The sequence below is a fragment of the Nitrospira sp. genome (assembly GCA_029194665.1).
Classification (GTDB): domain Bacteria; phylum Nitrospirota; class Nitrospiria; order Nitrospirales; family Nitrospiraceae; genus Nitrospira_D.
The window spans coordinates 178,433-193,903 of sequence record JARFXO010000004.1 but is presented as its reverse complement, the minus strand read 5'-3'; the positions used below and the strand labels follow the sequence as shown (position 1 = coordinate 193,903).

The 15,471-nt window shown below is 55.7% G+C and carries 16 protein-coding genes, 1 pseudogene and 1 CRISPR repeat array; of the genes and pseudogenes, 7 read left to right on the top strand and 10 right to left on the bottom strand.

The genetic code is table 11. The features are described 5' to 3' along the window. The first annotated feature begins 24 nt into the window (after positions 1-24). From P0119_14285 to P0119_14255, 7 genes are all read left to right on the top strand, one after another. A complete protein-coding gene (locus P0119_14285) occupies positions 25-882 on the top strand; it encodes a GNAT family N-acetyltransferase (GenBank protein ID MDF0667228.1) in 858 nt (285 codons plus the stop codon). Positions 883-1,223: 341 nt separating this feature from the next. After that, entirely contained in the window at positions 1,224-1,673 is a 450-nt protein-coding gene (locus P0119_14280) for a hypothetical protein (GenBank protein MDF0667227.1), read from the top strand. A gap of 77 nt (positions 1,674-1,750) precedes the next feature. Beyond that, a complete protein-coding gene (locus tag P0119_14275) occupies positions 1,751-2,275 on the top strand; it encodes a nuclear transport factor 2 family protein (protein ID MDF0667226.1) in 525 nt (174 codons plus the stop codon). 58 nt (positions 2,276-2,333) lie between these two features. Further along, positions 2,334-2,654 carry a hypothetical protein gene (locus P0119_14270; GenBank protein MDF0667225.1) on the top strand — a complete coding sequence of 107 codons (321 nt, stop codon included), beginning with the start codon at positions 2,334-2,336 and terminating at the stop codon, positions 2,652-2,654. Positions 2,655-2,724: 70 nt separating this feature from the next. Beyond that, positions 2,725-3,816 carry a saccharopine dehydrogenase C-terminal domain-containing protein gene (locus P0119_14265; protein ID MDF0667224.1) on the top strand — a complete coding sequence of 364 codons (1,092 nt, stop codon included), beginning with the start codon at positions 2,725-2,727 and terminating at the stop codon, positions 3,814-3,816. Next, a complete protein-coding gene (locus P0119_14260) occupies positions 3,813-5,342 on the top strand; it encodes an aldehyde dehydrogenase family protein (GenBank protein MDF0667223.1) in 1,530 nt (509 codons plus the stop codon). The genes P0119_14265 and P0119_14260 overlap by 4 nt, the downstream gene beginning before the upstream one ends. A 14-nt stretch (positions 5,343-5,356) precedes the next feature. Beyond that, positions 5,357-5,953 (top strand): VOC family protein, encoded by a 597-nt coding sequence (locus tag P0119_14255; protein ID MDF0667222.1) that lies wholly within the window; start codon positions 5,357-5,359, stop codon positions 5,951-5,953. 252 nt (positions 5,954-6,205) lie between these two features. Here the strand turns inward: P0119_14255 and P0119_14250 are convergent, their stop codons facing one another. The 10 genes and pseudogenes from P0119_14250 to cas5c all read right to left on the bottom strand — a co-directional run bounded on the left by P0119_14250 (position 6,206) and on the right by cas5c (position 15,471). Beyond that, complete coding sequence (locus P0119_14250) at positions 6,206-6,430, bottom strand: DUF2283 domain-containing protein (GenBank protein MDF0667221.1); 225 nt, start codon at positions 6,428-6,430, stop codon at positions 6,206-6,208. A gap of 140 nt (positions 6,431-6,570) precedes the next feature. After that, the gene (locus tag P0119_14245; protein ID MDF0667220.1) at positions 6,571-7,053 is read right to left on the bottom strand and encodes a DUF3368 domain-containing protein; all 483 of its coding nucleotides are present in this window, start codon (positions 7,051-7,053) and stop codon (positions 6,571-6,573) included. Further along, the gene (locus tag P0119_14240; GenBank protein MDF0667219.1) at positions 7,046-7,303 is read right to left on the bottom strand and encodes a UPF0175 family protein; all 258 of its coding nucleotides are present in this window, start codon (positions 7,301-7,303) and stop codon (positions 7,046-7,048) included. The genes P0119_14245 and P0119_14240 overlap by 8 nt, the downstream gene beginning before the upstream one ends. 178 nt (positions 7,304-7,481) lie before the next feature. Next, positions 7,482-8,450, bottom strand: a pseudogene (locus P0119_14235) (IS630 family transposase). 359 nt (positions 8,451-8,809) lie between these two features. Then, positions 8,810-9,917: a CRISPR direct-repeat array (repeat unit 37 nt; unit sequence GTTTCAATCCTCGCCCGCCCTTTCGAGCGGACGCTAC). 178 nt (positions 9,918-10,095) lie between these two features. Further along, a complete protein-coding gene (gene cas2, locus P0119_14230; protein ID MDF0667218.1) occupies positions 10,096-10,386 on the bottom strand; it encodes a CRISPR-associated endonuclease Cas2 in 291 nt (96 codons plus the stop codon). 8 nt (positions 10,387-10,394) lie between these two features. Next, positions 10,395-11,426 (bottom strand): type I-C CRISPR-associated endonuclease Cas1c, encoded by a 1,032-nt coding sequence (gene cas1c, locus P0119_14225; GenBank protein ID MDF0667217.1) that lies wholly within the window; start codon positions 11,424-11,426, stop codon positions 10,395-10,397. A gap of 7 nt (positions 11,427-11,433) precedes the next feature. Further along, positions 11,434-12,030 carry a CRISPR-associated protein Cas4 gene (gene cas4 / locus P0119_14220; protein MDF0667216.1) on the bottom strand — a complete coding sequence of 199 codons (597 nt, stop codon included), beginning with the start codon at positions 12,028-12,030 and terminating at the stop codon, positions 11,434-11,436. Between the two features lie 29 nt (positions 12,031-12,059). Then, the gene (cas7c, locus tag P0119_14215) at positions 12,060-12,983 is read right to left on the bottom strand and encodes a type I-C CRISPR-associated protein Cas7/Csd2 (protein ID MDF0667215.1); all 924 of its coding nucleotides are present in this window, start codon (positions 12,981-12,983) and stop codon (positions 12,060-12,062) included. Positions 12,984-12,985: 2 nt separating this feature from the next. Then, entirely contained in the window at positions 12,986-14,737 is a 1,752-nt protein-coding gene (cas8c, locus tag P0119_14210; protein MDF0667214.1) for a type I-C CRISPR-associated protein Cas8c/Csd1, read from the bottom strand. Next, the gene (gene cas5c, locus P0119_14205) at positions 14,734-15,471 is read right to left on the bottom strand and encodes a type I-C CRISPR-associated protein Cas5c (protein ID MDF0667213.1); all 738 of its coding nucleotides are present in this window, start codon (positions 15,469-15,471) and stop codon (positions 14,734-14,736) included. Before cas5c ends, cas8c begins: the two co-directional genes overlap by 4 nt.

Here is a 15,471-nt window from a genome sequence, read left to right as displayed (position 1 = left end):
CCTTCATTCTTAAAGGACAAACCAATGGAACCGACGTTCAGACCAGGTACGGTGCGGGATGCCGCGGCGTGCGGGCAAATCGGTTATGAGGCGTTCAAGGCGATCGCCGAGCAGCATGGCTTCACACCAGATTTTCCATCCGTCGATCGAGCAGTGGAACTGCTCTCAAAGATATTGACGCTTCCCGATGTGTACTCAGTTGTCGCTGAGCTCGACGGTCAAGTCGTCGGCAGCAACTTTCTCTGGGAAGGCGATCCTATCGCAGGGGTGGGACCGATTACCGTCGGTTCGACTGCCCAAAACTCCGGTATTGGACGCAAGTTGATGGAATCCGTGCTGGACCGTGCCAACGCTCGCCGTCAGGTAGGAGTCCGGCTGGTCCAGGCCGCGTACCATAACCGCTCGCTTTCTCTATACTCCAAACTCGGGTTCCAGGCACGAGAGCCTCTCTCAATCCTACAGGGACCGCCCCTGAGGTTAGATCTGCATGGCTATCGTGTACGGAAAGCGATCGTGGACGATCTCGCGTTGTGCGATGCATTGTGCCGTAACGTGCATGGACATGATCGTCACGGCGAGATTGCGCATGCCATTGCCGATGGAACAGCAACGGTCGTCGAGCACTGTAGTCGGATTACCGGCTATGCCACGGGGATTGGTTTCTTTGGTCATGCAGTCGGTCGGACAAACGAAGACCTCAAGGCTCTGATCGGTGCGGCGCCGGCCTTTACAGGACTAGGATTCTTGCTGCCGACCAGGAACATGGAATTGTTCCAATGGTGCCTGGCTCAGGGCCTGCGGGTCGTCCAACCCATGACGCTAATGAGCCTCGGGCTCTATCAGAAGCCTGCCGGTTCCTTTCTCCCTTCCATCTTGTACTGAACGCTTGCTGCCCTTGTTGATCGACGACCGGCAGGACGAGGTCTTGATGCTTCACGTATGCATCAAGGTCCTCCTGGTTCATGGAACCCTCTTTGATCAACTTGCCTCCCAACACCTCGTAGGGAGCAGGGAATATTATCACTCATCATTCCTTCTGCGCCGCCAGAAGGTGGGGCTCAGGGTTGTCAGGCCATGGAGCTGCCTCGCCGTTCCATATTCTTCAGACCATGGATCTGACTGTGATTTTCCGCTAGACTGACCTACCAAAAATAATCGGCTATCCCCTCATCTGCATAAGGAGGCGCCAAGTTGACTCTCCTCTCAGCGATGCGACATATCCTGTGAGTTCCGTACCAGATAAGACGCCCGGGAGTGAGAAACTGCATGGCCTGGTGCAGGTGTTGAAGGCCGGCACCATTTATTACTTGGTCGCGGTCGGAGCGGAGTTTGTCCTGGAGGTCATTCGCCTACAAGTGGTGGCCCTGCACATCGGCGAGAAGCTTGCCGAGATGCTGGAGATTCCGAACGTGCTGCTCGCCACCATGATCGGAGCGCGGTGGGTGGTGGACCGATTCACCTTGCCTCCGCTGCCCGGCATTCGCCTCGGTGTCGGGCTTGTGGCCCTCTGCCTCATGCTGATTTCGGAGTGGACGGTCATACAAACCCTTCAGAGCTTGTCGTTCCAGGGGTACGTCACCAGTCAAGACGCAGCCGTTGGAACGATTCCTGTCGGCGCGCTCGGCGTGTTGACGGTTATGCCGTTTCTCGTCGGGTATCGATGGGAACGTTGATTCGATTCTTCGTTCATTCCCGGGATTGATGACCGACAGTGCGGAAACTTGAGTTTGTTGATGAAAGGTCGTTCTCCGTGATCTGCCCCAAACTGTTTGCGTGCTGTGTCCTGACGTTGCTCATCACTGTCCCGACCGCCGCAATCGCGTCCGAGCCCTTAGATGATCCGGAGTCGGCGATCCGTCGGATGGTGCGCGCCAACGCCGAAAAGGACCTGCCGACGCTTTCACGGTTGATGGCACACGATGCCGATATCATCAGTTACGCGGTCGCCGGACGGAAGTACAGCGGCTGGACGGAGCTTGAGAAGGGAATGCGAGAGGAATTCGCCAATTCTCAGAAGATCGAGATTCCGATTCATGAACTTACGGTGTGGACCAAGGGAGACTTGGCCTGGTATGCGATGGAACTCGATTATATCCGCTATGTTGCCGATGGAGCCGCATTGAAACGGACCGTGCTCCCGATGCGAGAAACCGGGGTTCTCGAACGTCGTAACGGTAGCTGGCAATTGTTGTCGTGGCACGAATCCTTTCGATCCGCTCAGTTCAGCGGCTCTCTCACATCACCACCCGCCGCACCTTCCGGTCGAGATCGATAACACGGACCTTCCATCGAGGGAGTGGCGGTCTCATAGTCGGAATTGATAGAGTGCGGCGATGGAGTCTGAAGAACCAGCCACGACGACGGAACTGCGGCTGAGTTACCGCTATATCAAGGAACATCCCTGGATCGTGACGGCCGTGAACGGTTTTCTCTCCGCCTACTTCATGGAGCAGCCGGGGTTTCGCGTCCTGCGTCATTTTGATGAGCTGGAATCCGGCATGCATGTCTGGATCTGCGACGTGCCCAGCACAATGAAGGTGACGACGCTCTTACGAAGACTGCAGGCCGATATTCCTCCCTGCCGGTACAGCCAGACGACAACGGCACCGACCAACCATCCCCAGTATGTCGTCGATGCTCTCGATCAACAGTGACGACTCGATCTGTCGCCGCGCCATTTCTCAAAGCGAGTGGTCAGAATTCCGGGGTAGAGTATAATGCGCCATGATGAATCGTGTGCTCGTCCTCGGTGCCGGCAAGATCGGATCTCTGATTGCCTGCCTGCTCAATCAACATGGCCGGTACGAGGTTCATCTGGGCGACATGACCTTGGATGCGCCGAAGCATCTGGTCGAAGATCTCGGTTTGGAACGGGTCACCCCATGTCTGCTGGATGTACGACATCCGGATGCCGTCGGCACCTATCTCTCAGCGCATCCATTCGACGCCGTGCTCTCGAGCCTTCCCTATTTCTGTAATCCGACCGTCGCCGCACTGGCCCTAGCTCATAATCTGCACTACTTCGACTTGACGGAGGATGTCGAAGTGACAAACCAGATCAAGGTTTTGAGCAAAGGCACCACCCATGCGTTTATGCCGCAATGTGGCCTGGCGCCTGGGTTCATCAGTATCGTCGCCCACGAGCTGATGACTCACTTTGAAACGTTGGATACGGTCAAAATGCGTGTCGGCGCGCTGCCCGTCCATCCGAGTAATGCCCTCAAGTATTCGCTCACCTGGTCCACTGATGGACTCATCAATGAATACGGCAATGTCTGTTACGGCATAGAAGAGGGTGAGAAAGTCCAGCTGCAACCGCTTGAAGGATACGAAACGATCGAGCTGGATGGGCTGTTGTACGAAGCGTTCAACACCTCCGGTGGATTGGGTACCTTGGCCGACAGTTATGCGGGAAAAGTTCGAACGATGAACTACAAAACTCTCCGTTATCCCGGCCACTGCGAAAAGATCCACCTGTTGATGAAGGACCTCAAACTGAACGAAGATCGAGAGACCCTGAAGCGTGTGCTCGAACATGCCGTTCCACAAACCCTGCAAGACGTCGTCTTGATCTATGCCTCGGTCACGGGAAAGAACGAAGATGGGTTCTTTGAGGAAAATTATGTGAAGAAAGTGTATCCGCAATGCATCAAGGGCAAACTCTGGTCGGCGATTCAAGTGACGACTGCATCCAGTGCCTGCTGTGTCATGGATCTTGTGTTGACCCATCCATCGGCGTACCATGGATTCATCACTCAGGAATCAATACTATTGAAAGATTTCTTGGACAATGATTTTGGAGCTTGCTTCCGATGAGCACGACACACAGTGCGCTTAGAGACCTGGGCATCCAAGCCGTGAATTCCGGCGGAAGTACCGGCAACAGCTGGTGGTCCGGTCGTAATGATGGGTCCCTCCTGTCGTCGATCAATCCCTCAACCGGAGAGCAGATAGCCGGAGTGTATCCGTGTTCTTTAGAAGACTATCAGCGAATCGTGAGAGAATCGGTTGAGGCCTTCCGCGCCTGGCGAACGGTGCCGGCGCCGAAGCGTGGCGAGATCGTCCGACTGATCGGTCAAGCCCTCCGCGAAAAGAAGGACCAATTGGGGACGTTGGTTTCGCTGGAAGTCGGCAAGATCAAGGCCGAGGGCGATGGGGAAGTGCAAGAGATGATCGATATGGCGGATTTCGCCGTCGGCCAGTCGCGGATGCTCTACGGCGTTACGATGCAGTCGGAGCGGTCGGCCCACCGGATGAGTGAACAATGGCATCCGCTAGGACCGGTCGGCGTCATCACCGCGTTTAATTTTCCTGTTGCCGTGTGGGCTTGGAATGCGTTTGTGGCGGCGATTGCCGGCGATACGGTCATCTGGAAACCCTCGCCGAAGGCGCCGCTCTGCGCCGTCGCGGTGCAACAGATCTGTAACCGTGTCATGCAGCAACAGGGCTATTCGGGTATTTTTTCGCTGTTCATCGCCGACCAACCGGCTCTTGCCGAACAGATGGTGCAGGATGAACGTTTGCCGCTCATCTCGTTTACCGGGTCGGTGCCGGTCGGTCGACGGGTCGCTTCGTTGGTCGGGCAGCGATTGGGCCGAACCCTCCTCGAACTCAGCGGCAACAACGCCGTGATCGTCGATGCGACCGCTGATATCAACATGGCGGTACGTGCCATCCTCTTCGGAGCCGTCGGAACCGCCGGGCAGCGATGTACAACGACGAGACGTTTGATCGTTCACGAATCACGTTACGAGGAATTGGTCGGCAGGCTCGTGAAGGCCTATGCCCAAGTACAGATCGGTAATCCGCTGGAAAAAGCCGTGCTCATGGGGCCGCTCATCGACCATGTGGCCGTGGAGGGCTATCGTGCGGCCCTCGATGAAATCAAGAAAGAAGGCGGCGAGATTCTCTTCGGCGGCCATGTGTTGAATCGACCCGGATATTTTGTTGAACCGACGATCATCAGAGCACAAAAGCAATGGCCGATCGTGCAGCGTGAGACCTTCGCGCCTATTCTGTATGTCATGACCTTCCAGACAATCGACGAGGCCATTCAGATGCACAACGACGTTCCGCAGGGTCTCTCGTCGGCGATGTTCTCGAGCGATGTGCGCCACAGCGAGAGGTTTCTGTCGGCGGCCGGAAGCGACTGCGGGATCGCCAACATCAATATTGGAACCTCTGGAGCCGAGATCGGAGGAGCGTTCGGCGGAGAAAAGGAAACAGGAGGAGGGCGCGAAGCGGGATCGGACTCCTGGAAAGCCTATATGCGCCGTCAGACCAACACAGTCAACTGGGGAACAGAATTACCACTGGCGCAAGGGATTAAGTTCGGATCTTGAACGAGGTGCAACCGATGGATCAGGCTCATGAACTCGATGACCTTATGGAACAAATGGTTGCAACCTATGTCGCTCGTAACCGGGCGGCAGGGGTCCTGAAGGCAATGCTTGACGAGACCGGCGTAGGCTTTTCGCCCGTCATTGATCATGTCACGATTCGAACGCTCGATATCGATCGTGGAGCTGAACCATTCGTCAAGCTGGGCTATGCCTATGACGAGACCTTGCAGTACGACGATTGGTACGCGAAGGTCTACCGCAAGATCGGTTATCCCGCTCTCTTCGTCGACCAAGCCTATCCGGATGCACGAGGGAAGACCAGCATCATTCCCGGCTGGGTCAACAAATTCGGTGACAAGGTCTTTCACCATGTGGCCGTCCGAGTGGAAGATATCGAACAGGCCGTCGCTCGGTTGCAGCAAAAGGGTGTGGTGTTCGCCGGCAGCATCGTCGGAGCAGCGGGCGGGCCTCTCAGGCAAATTTTTTCCACGCCGGAAACCGTCGATGGACAACCGTTCTCCGTCTTGGAGTTGGCTGAACGCCACCGAGGTTACCAGGGCTTCCTTCCGCCTCAGGCAGATAGCCTCATGAAATCTTCTACCGGACGTTAAGCAGCTCCGCTACGTTCGGCCCCGGTACTTCCTGTTCTACGAAGCCTTGAACGTCGTTTCGCTTGAAAATTCGTCCCTCGTGGAAACCTGTCAGTCCCTTTTCTCCGGTTGCTCGAGCGCAATGGCACATTCATCAGCATTGAACGACCGCCCTTCCCGGACGTCTGGACGCGGCATCGCGATTTTGGATCAAGGTTCCATAAGATCCTAAGACCTACGATATCGCCATGGTTCGGCTGTCCATTCCCGTCATCAAGCGGCGATCACTTTCGGAATGAGGTCTTTCAGTTCGATCAGAGGCGATTCAGGTTTTTCGAATAGGCGACTCGCACCCAGCAGTTCAATGCCAATGAGCTGTTCCCCGACAGCAAAGTCCAAGGCAATATCGTCCGTGAGGCGGACGTTGCGGCACTGAAACTCACCTTCATGGAGGCGAATATACATCGCGTCTGCTGCCTTGTCGTATTCGATCTTCACGGTTTGCCTCCTTCTTGGAAATAGACGGTGTACACGGTTACTACCACAATGCGATCCGGCTCTTCAGCCACCACAGGGGCAACTTGCCGCATGCGATAATACCGTCCATCCCACTCACGGTTTCAGCATGGCCATGTCCCCTATTCTCCTGTCAGTCTGAGAGCCTCGGTGAGGATCTGGTCAGACAGGTACATGCCCGAGCGGCGGAGCGTTTCCAAAACAGGGCGGGCAGCCGAGAGCATCCCCTGACGCTTCGCGCTCAGCACGATCCCCATTGTGCCGATGACTGCGATGCCATGTGCGCCTGCGCATTGGCGGCCTTGGGCATCGTCAAGGACTGCACGTTGTGTTTCCCTCAGGCAATGCGCAATCACCTGTGACTCACCCGGCCCCAAATCCCATCGTTCAATCGACAAGGGAATCGGCACATCAGCCACCCGGCGAGGTGCAGCCCAATCCACCGTGTTCTGTACCGCCTGGTGCTCGCCGATCCCAGCCTGGATTTCAAGAAACACCGCGTCCGGTACGGCGGCCTTGGCCGCCAGACTCTCCAGCAGATCCAGCCGACCGATTTTCCCTAATAGAATTACCGGCGACGCGTTGAGCACCCAGACGTCACTCACCGGCACGCTCGATTTCCTTGACTAATTCCTGCAGCGTCACCTGAGAGGCCGGCACACGCCGCCGAAACAGTTCGTCGAGGAATTCGACTCGGCTCAATCCAGCGATTTCCGCCGCCTTCTCTTGGGAAATCTGCTGCTGCGCATACCATTGGACGGCCGCCGCGATGCGCATCTCTTTCGCGAACTCCTGAGGGGAGCGACGCAACGCCGAGAACGCGCCCTCCGGTAATTCGATTGTCAATGTTGTCATGATGTCCTCCACTTCTTGTTTGACCTGCCTGCCGCCAGCAGACGATCATCAAAACCCCAATACCAGCTCGCGCTAAGGCCTTGGCGCCCGTCACAGTGCGTCATCTTCATAATTAAGCAACCTATGGTGTCCTTCGAGCCCCTTCTCAGTACAAGCTAGTGCAGCGTCTCTCAAATAGCTATACAGTCAGCACCTGCTTGGCCCGGTGAATCTTACGGAGGATGTCCTTCCCCTTGGCTTTCCAGACGTAGCGCATGGGATGGGCGTTGCGTTCGGCCAGGTAGGCCAGAATCTGGCGGGAGAGTTCCTTGACGTGTGTGAAACTGCCCTCCCGCACGACGTCGACGGTGAGATCCCGAAAGAAGCGTTCAACCAGGTTCATCCACGACGCCGATGTGGGGGTGAGGTGCATGTGAAACCGCGGGTGCTTCGTCAACCACTTGTGGACGTCTGCCTGCTTGTGCGTAGCGTAGTTGTCGGCAATCAGATGCAACTCGACCCCGGCGGGCGTCTCCCGATCGATCTGCTTGAGAAACTTCAGCCACTCCTGATGCCGGTGTTGGGGCGCGAGCATCGACACGATCTTGCCTTCCAGATAATTGAGCGCGGCAAACAGCGTCACCGTGCCATGCCGAATATAGTCATGGGTGGCGGTTCTGATGTGCCCCACGCTCAGGGGCAAGCCGGGCTGGGTGCGCTCGATCGCCTGGCACTGACTCTTTTCGTCGCACAACGCTTTGTCCGGCGGATTGAGGTACAAGCCGATCACATCCCAGAACTTTTCGTCGAACCGCGGATCGGTGGAGATCTTGAAGGTCCGTGTCAGGTGCGGCTTGATGTCGTTCTTCGACCAGAGTCGTTGGACCGTGCTCTTGGAGACGTGGTGGGCGGCAGCCATCGATCGGCAACTCCATCGTGCGCGATGGGGCGGCGGTTGAACAGCCCCGGTCAGAATCGATGCCGTCACGCGGTCGGTGAGCACCGGTTTGCGGCCCCGGCCTGGGGTCTCGGTGAGTCCGGCCAGCCCCTTCTCGGCAAACCGCTGCCGCCACAACCGCACTGTGTGGCGGTTGATTCGCAACTGCGCAGCGACCGCCCGATCCGACCCGCCCGCCGCCGTGAGGAGGATGATCCGCGCCCGCGAGCCGAAGAGCGTCCACCGCATGGTTACGCCGGGCAATTCCCCACACACTCGTTGCTGCAGATCAGCCAGCGCTGCCAGCTCATGTGCCGAGACTGTGTCGATCGTCCTCATGAAACTCCTAGCTGACTGGTCGATACGTCGATGCATCGCATCGTCCCGCCAGTCCTAGTCACGGTGTCGTATCGAAGGCCGCCGGTTTCACAATGCCGGCATTGTAGCGGATGCGCGGAGGGATTAACAGAACAGACGCAGGCCCGACGAGGACACAATTGGATTTGGACGGGTATGGCCTTACTACATCGAACGTTGGTTGCCAACCAAACGTATCCGACCCCCTTCCTTCTTCACGCAACGCTTGGGAGGTTTCAATCCTCGCCCGCCCTTTCGAGCGGACGCTACCGAGGAGTCAGGTTGTTATCAATCCCAAGTTTGTGTTTCAATCCTCGCCCGCCCTTTCGAGCGGACGCTACCACAAATGCCCACTGTCAGCAAAGTGATTGTTGTGTTTCAATCCTCGCCCGCCCTTTCGAGCGGACGCTACCGGTCGCCGGTGGTGCTGAAAGAGTTGAAGCCGCCGTTTCAATCCTCGCCCGCCCTTTCGAGCGGACGCTACCCATGTTTAGATACACCATCTACGTTGAGCTTGTGTTTCAATCCTCGCCCGCCCTTTCGAGCGGACGCTACTTCTCTATGATCCCCTCTCTGTGTTGGGGGGTCAGTTTCAATCCTCGCCCGCCCTTTCGAGCGGACGCTACGTTATGACATAAAGGACTATGGTTTAACTATTCGGTTTCAATCCTCGCCCGCCCTTTCGAGCGGACGCTACAATCATGCCATGCTCGAAATGCCATGTTGTCGTTGTTTCAATCCTCGCCCGCCCTTTCGAGCGGACGCTACTACGAGGGGGGAAGAATATGGCTGTCTTTCTACATGTTTCAATCCTCGCCCGCCCTTTCGAGCGGACGCTACATCGTGTTGGATCGGGACGTGACGCTGGCACCAGGGTTTCAATCCTCGCCCGCCCTTTCGAGCGGACGCTACTTGGTAGCCGCCGGCTTCTCTCGCCGGCCGTGATCGTTTCAATCCTCGCCCGCCCTTTCGAGCGGACGCTACGGAGTAAGGGCAGTTCTAAGGCCCCTCGTAGCGGCGTTTCAATCCTCGCCCGCCCTTTCGAGCGGACGCTACTATGACGGTAGCGGGTATTGGTCTCAAGAGGGACGTTTCAATCCTCGCCCGCCCTTTCGAGCGGACGCTACTCATCGTCGTCTGCGCGATCACGGTGGCCAACATGTTTCAATCCTCGCCCGCCCTTTCGAGCGGACGCTACAAAAGTTTTGCCGATTTTGCGAAGCAGATCATTGGTTTCAATCCTCGCCCGCCCTTTCGAGCGGACGCTACATCGAGCGTAATGTAGCTATCCAGTCCCACGGCTGGTTTCAATCCTCGCCCGCCCTTTCGAGCGGACGCTACTGTACTACTGCAACCACGTGTTCTTCTGCTGATTTGCGAGGCTGTTCGCGCGAACTCTGAAATAGTTCGATAGGTCCGAAAGTTCCTCGCCCTTCACGCCTACCAAATCTCTTGCTCTTCCAAGGAGTTAGATTCATCGCGATCCTACCAGCTTTTCATCAGAGCTCCTGGTTCGCGCTCACAACACCAACGGCTCCTCAAAATCGACAGCCGTATTCACCCCATAGACCTGCACATATTTCTCCTTCGGCTCGATCAAGCGATACACCCGCAGACTGTCTTCTTTTTCCTCAATAATCTCCAGCAATCGCCGCATCACCTCCTCATACTGCATCTCACTGACCGAACATTCAAAGACGGATTTCTGCACCCGTTGACCAAAGTCCAGACAAGCCAACGCCACCTTCCGAAGCCGTCTGCGACCTGCCGCCGTCTCCGTTGAGACATCGTAGGTGATCAGAATATTCATGTTGCTTCCTACCGATACAGATAGGGTGGATAGGCCTCCAGATCACCACGCAACACACGCGCCAGCAAGCGAGCCTGCACGTGCGGCACCAAGCCCAAGGGCATCTTCTGATCAAGTACCGGATGCGTGATCTCCTCTTGCTTACGCTTCTGATAGGCGACGATGACTTCTTTGCGAGCGGCATCTTCCATGTGTACCGCGCCACCTGAGCGCTGGGTGAAATCCTTGGCAGTGACCTGACGACGGTTGATCACCGTCAGCACCAGCCGATCAGCCAACAGGCTGCGCAACTCCTCCATGAGATCCAAGGCCAACGCAGCCCGCCCTGGACGGAGCGCATGCAGAAAGCCCATTTGCGGATCGAGGCCGACGCCTTCCGCTGCCGCGACACAATCATTGAGGACGAGCGCATACAGAAACGACATCAACGCATTGATGGGGTCGGTCGGCGGACGCCTGTTTCGGCCCTCCATCTTGAAGGCCTCGCGATCTTCCTTGATCATCCGATCGAAGGTGGAGAAATAGCTACGTGCCGACTCGCCTTCAATGCCACGCAGCGTTTCAAGATTATCGCACTGAGGAATTCTTCCCACGGCATTCGCGAGCGCATCGGCGGTGTTCCGCAATGCCTCGGCATCGGTTGGATCGTCCGCTTCGCGCGCGCCTCTCAAGACAATTTGCCTGGAGTTTTGAATCTTCCCTCCGACCTTGTTTCGCGCGATCGACAGCGTTCGTTCAGAGTCGCGCATCGCTTCATGCTGTGCGCAACGCAGCAACACGTTCCCGCTCACTGGGCCTTCAATACGTGCCTTGAACCGTCCATTCCGATCCAGCAACACCACGAAGCGCCCATCCTCCGCGCAACGAGCCATCGCTGCCGGACTCATCATGACATCGCCGAAACAGACCACCCCGCCGATATGGTGCAACGGCACTTGCAGTTTGGTCTCCTTCTCGACCTCGATCTTCAGCGTGTCATGATCCACCCGCACGTACGCACCTTCCGTCGTGACGTAGAGCGTGTTCAATAGTTGATGCATGGCAGTCTCACGGGTGGATAGTAAAGAGGTTGCGCACCACAGCAGAGGCCCGCCGACCCTCACCGATCGCAGCAGGCATGCAGGATTCTTGAAGGGAGCAATGGGTACATCGCTTATCGTTCACCGGTGGAGGAAGGTGCTTGGCCGCCAACATGGCACGAATCGCCTGAATAGACTGCACCACCCGTGCCCGCAGTTCAGGCGTACACGCCACCTCGCGACGCCGCCGCGAGCTGTGATGATAAATCGCTCCGCGCGGCACAGGCTTTCCCAGCATTTCTTCCAGGCACATGGCCTGTGCGCAGAGCTGCAAGTCATCATGCTCGTGTGCCCGATGCGGCCCATGCTTGTACTCCACGGGATACGGTGTCTCCCCGTGAAACTCCACCACATCGGCCTTTCCGATCAACCCGAGAGCCTTGGACCACAAAGGCAGCGCCCGTTCAATCCGCACCCCGGCTTGTTCCTCTGTCTCCGGCTCATCCACCCGCTTATGCACGGCCCGCCCACGCAGCGTGTAGAGATTCTCATCGAACGTCTGCTCGACATGAATCAACGCGCACTGGCGCGGGCAATAGCTCCAGTGTTCCAACGCGGAGATCATGATGGGGTCGTCGTCTTCTGGCACAGCTATCAGACCTTTTTGATGAAGGCCACGCCCGTAAAACCATTGATCGGTCCGTCATCGGGCGTCGTCACAGAATAATCGCTAAAGCTCCTTGGTGGTCCCCCATTACCGTTTGATCGTTTGACTTGTATGAGATCGAACAGTTTGTGGGCGGGAGCGTTGCCAAGCTCGGAATCGTGTTTGAAGACGTAGAGTCCTCTAGTAGCCATTTGGCTCCGAGCCGCAGATCGGTCGTGCTCAAACATTGATGCGAGAGCCTCCCAAAGAGTGGTTAGATCGTCGTCCGTGAATCCTGTCTGTCTCGCAAGAAAAGACGACACAAATCCATGTGCTTTATATAGGCCGTACGGCACCGTGAACTTGCGTCCCATCGTTCGATTATCCCCTTGCTGCTTTTCCGCTTCCGCTTCAGTCGCAACCGCCATCCGAGTGATTGAATGTTCCGATGCAACTATAGGGTCGATCGACCGTGCGAATGTCATCTGGATTGGCCCCCGAACCTGACCGCAATTCACCCCCGTAGACATGACAGCACCGAATGTCCGTATATCAAAGAAGTTCGCACACATCCAATCGCGCGCCTGATTAACAGCGTCACCACCCTTGCGTTTCTTATCATCCCCATCAAGCAGATCCTTACGGCCAATAGCCACGTAAGCACGTTCATGCTGCTTATTTAGGATTGCCTTCTCTTTCACATAGATTTCATAACGCTTCTCTTTCCCTTGAAGCTTTTCTGAGGATTCGGTTTGGTCTTTGGTAAGCGCAACAAAGTTCCGAATCTTTCTCTTAAGACATACGTCTGTCACGAGCCCTTGTCCAGTTTCAGCGTCTAGGCGTGGCAGGTTGCCGGCGTCGGGATCACCGTTCGGGTTGCCGTCTTTTACGTCAAACAACAGCACGAAATCGTAGCGATTCTGAATGGCCATCTTTAGTCTCCTTGTTTAGCTTCTGTGGATTTTGAAAATAAGGCTTGCCGCTGGTGGTAGTAGCCGATGGCGAAGCGACCTTGGTCCGCAAGATTCAAGTGAGACGGAAAATCGCTGACTCCGTCGATAATTTCGCTGATGAGACGCTCCAGGTTCACCTTCCGGCTAGGATTTTCCAACTTGGCGAGATGATGGTTCTTGAGCTTCATAAGATTGGAAAATACTGTTACAGGAGTGCTCGAAGCCGCCCCATAGAAACGTTCTCGTATCGTGGCATTGATTCCAGGGTTCGCCTCCTCCTGGATTTTTTCCAGAACGGCAAAAAGTCGTCCTAAGCGGTAACCCGAGTTTGTGTTGGAATAATCGAGTGACACGGTCATCTCCTTTTCTGAGGTTTCTTCAGAACGCATCCGACGATTGAGACAGGCTTTGAGAATAGCTGCTTGTGGATAAGACACATCTTGCTCAGCACGTACGCGTCGTATCGCGCCTTGCAATAGTGTGTTGGGGTATGGGAGGCATTCCATAATCGATCGCATCACGTCCCCCCCAAGATTCGGCGGAATATTATCGCTCTTGCTCTGCACAGCGGTGGCTAGCAACAGACGGAATACCGAGAGATAAGGCTTCTCGAACGGTGCCCGAGCGATTTCAAGATCATCAAAGTGTTGCTGAATAGTCTTCGCTAATTCTGCAACCGTTCCTACATGCCAGAAGCGGATAGCAATTCGTGCAGCATTGGGACCAAGTCCCAACACAAAGAAACGGGTCTGATCGTCCTTGACCGGCGCCACTCCTTGGCGTGGCGATTCGTACAAGGCTTTTATCGCACGCGCGTTGCGGTCGGGGTCATCCTTGGGTGGCTCGGCAAAAATGTCAGCAAATTGGTCCTCTAGCGGAGTCGGCTTATCAGCCCAAAATACCGTGGAGGCATCGCCAATCTGGAGGCGCTGCCTACTGTCCTTCGCTAACAGGTGATTGAGTGCGGTGGTGTAAGCAAAGACGGATTGTTTGCCTATGGGCGCATTAGCGCCTTGCTCCTTACCCCCCGAATTAAAAGCGGGAAGATTGAACGAAACGATGTTGGCTCCTGACGTTTGAGCGCCCCACACGCCTTTAATGGCTGGATGTAGGCGCTCGACCTCATCAGGATTTCCCGTGATAAGACACACGCCGTCAGGTGTATCCTTCGCGGTTGCTTTGGACACGGCATCGATGACCGCCTGACGTTGGCAAACGAGTTCGGTATCACCCTGAAGACGAAAGGTTATGTTTGAATTGCTTGCTTGCACCTCTTTCCAGGTATCACCGGACCGCTGAAGACCGGTGAGATCGATATCTTCACAAAATTTACAAACGGCGCGAACGCCCGCATCAATTTGGCATGGTGGAGGGAGAGATTTGATGGCCCCAATGAAGGTCTCATGCATTTCCTTCAGTCGCTCTCTGTAATCTCCTTCCTTACCGTTGTTTTTCCTTTCAGCCAGCTTCTTCGGATCTGGCAAACCGACGACATATTCGACGTTTCCCCACAACAAATTCGAGGCAATGTTGCTCGCTTTCTTAACGGCTTGGGGGACGAGAAAGGATTTCGCCCGCTTCCTTTTGCCTTCAGTAGTTCTCGTATCTTCGATCTGAACCACTGAGCCGCTCTTGTTCAATTCGATGACAAATGGAATTTCTTTCCACTCGAATCCCTCGCGTGGCAGATCCGGCTTTCGTTGGTAATAATTGTAGAGCGATTGGAGGATCATCCCCTCACCTCCTCGCTCTCCCATGCCGGGACATTGACGACGCCGGTATCCATTCGAGCTTGGAAGAAACGCGGTTTGGGATCGGCAGGGTTGCTGTAGTCCAAGTCATACAGCATCCAGCCTAAATCCCTTGTCTCTGCGATCGGTTTCGGTTCATCCTTCACGTCCTCTACCAATCTGAACGAGCAGGCGAATTCACGGCAGCCAAGATACGGTTGATTGACACATTGGCCGCGTGAAGCTCGTCGCTCGAACATGCTCATGAACTTCGCAGCATTGTTATCAGGCATCGTCAGCAGATCGTCTTCCCCGCGATTGATCGGAACTTTGGACAGGTGTGGGAAATGAGACTTATGAAAGCTGGGGTCGCGAAGTTCAATGTGGGCGTGAATGCGGTAGGCCACGTCGCGCAAGAACAAGCCTGCACGTTGTTGACGTTCGTCTTCGACGTAGAGCCCTAAGCTGCCAGTGCCAGCCCCCATAGCAGTCTGAACATTCCGGGTAGAGGCCACGGCTCCCACTTCATTCCGACGAACACTGATCCACCTGATCGGCTTCAGCACTTCGATCCTAGTCACTCGCCATCGCATAGCTGGTTTCCAGACAATAGATTCAAATACTGCTCTTGCTGCCGATGGAGTCATCACATCATAAGAGACACGCTCCACCTTCATCTCTGGCCGCGTGAAACAGGCAAAGTCGCCCGACACCTCAAGACAATACGATTTGGCCAT